1 protein-coding gene is annotated in these 1,836 nt (G+C 43.5%); it reads left to right on the forward strand.

Features of this window, described 5'->3' with window-relative positions; genetic code table 11:
* Positions 1–125 precede the first annotated feature (125 nt).
* Positions 126–1,655 carry an IS1182 family transposase gene (locus tag PVK71_RS20210; RefSeq protein ID WP_274421114.1) on the forward strand — a complete coding sequence of 510 codons (1,530 nt, stop codon included), beginning with the start codon at positions 126–128 and terminating at the stop codon, positions 1,653–1,655.
* Positions 1,656–1,836: the final 181 nt, after the last annotated feature.

Consider the following 1,836-nt stretch of genomic DNA (forward strand, 5'->3'; position numbering starts at 1 on the left):
TAACGAGGCTGTAGGATTTCTCCCTCGCCTTTCTCAACCCAGAGCCTACCAAAATTTCATAATAGAAGCTTGAACACACTAACTACTTGTGATCTAATCTTAATTATTCGCCACGAAGTACTGTTATGCCCAACTTCAAAACCGACCACTCGAATCAAAACATGTTTGTCCCTATCATCATCGACGAACAGCTCATCCCCGGCACTATCGAATATGCAATATCCCATATCGTCGATAATCACCTCGATTTATCGAACTTTGATAAACATTATTTCAATGACCAAAACGGGGCTGCCGCATACCCGCCTTCCATCATGCTCAAAATTATCTTCTATGCCTACTCTCTCGGCATGCTATCAAGTCGACGCATCGAAAGAGCCTGCATTAACAATGTAAACTTTATGTGTCTCTCTGGCGATATTAGACCACACTTCACCACCATTGCTGCCTTCATTGCTAACATGAAAGACACTATTGAGCCTCTCTTCACACAAGTCTTGATGATATGTGATGAACAGGGTTTGATTGGCCGCAACATGTTTGCCATTGATGGATGCAAAATCTCATCTAATGCCAGTAAAGAGTGGAGTGGCACACACGAAGAGCTCCAACGCAAAAAAGAAAAGCTAGAGCGTGCAAGTCACCGTATTATCGAACGCCATCAAACCCAAGATACCCTACCAAACGAGGTTATCGAGCAAGACTTAAAGCAAAAACAAAAGCTTGATAACAGCGCTGACAAAATAGGTCAGTTTTTAGCAAGCACTCAAGACAAATTAGGCTCCAACAATAAACCCATAAAAAGTAACATAACGGACAACGACAGTGCTAAAATGACCACCTCGAAAGGGACGATCCAAGGCTATAATGGCATCGCTATCACCGATGATAAACACCAAATCATAGTGCATAGCCAAGTCTGGGGGAGTGTCGGAGAGCAACAAACTCTCAAGCCTGCGGTACTCGCTTTAAAAGCGCAACTAGACAAATTACCAAAAACGGCTGAGCACACCATTAAATTCACTGCCGATAGTGGCTTTCACAGTAAAGCCAACCTTAAGTTCTTGGCTGAAACGTCATACGATTGCTACATTGCTGACACTGCATTTCGCAGTCGTAACCCCCTCTTTCAAAACAGTGAAACTTATCAAACCGAGCAAGCAAAGAAACGTAAAAAGCGTTCGAAAACAGGCAAAACTTGTTACCCTATTACCATGTTCGAGTTCGACCAAGATGCGATGACCTGCCGTTGCCCTGCAGGAAATATGATGCGCCTTAGCAGTAAAAATGCCGTAATCAGCGGAGAGCGAGGCGCTCAATTTTGTGGCTATCTCAACGACTGTCGACAGTGTATTCATCAACCTCAGTGCATGAGAAAGCCACCTGGAAAACAGCAAGGTCGACAAGTCTTCTTTATCTACAAAAACACCAAAGACTTTGACCACATGCAGGCCATGAAAGATAAGATTGATAGCCCGGAAGGCAGGCGACAATACAGCAAGCGGCTTGGGTGTGTTGAACCTGTTTTCGGTAACATCACCGTTAATAAACAAATGAACCGCTTCACTCTTAGAGGAAGAGAGAAAGTAAACGCTCAATGGGCGATGTTCAGCATGCTCCACAACATAGAAAAACTAAGAAATCACCTTCATTAGAGGGTAAGTACCTCTAAAATCGGCCAAAATCAGCAACAACTCCCTCTCCTCACGCCATATCTTTAACCACCATGGTAAACACGATTATCACTGCGCAGCATTTAAGCCAATGTAGACAGGGAAATGCACAAAAATCAGGTGAAAATAGCTAAAAATCGAGAAATTCTACAGCCTCAACGCC

The sequence above is a fragment of the Aliivibrio sp. S4MY1 genome, from assembly GCF_028765545.1.
Classification (GTDB): Bacteria; Pseudomonadota; Gammaproteobacteria; order Enterobacterales; family Vibrionaceae; genus Aliivibrio.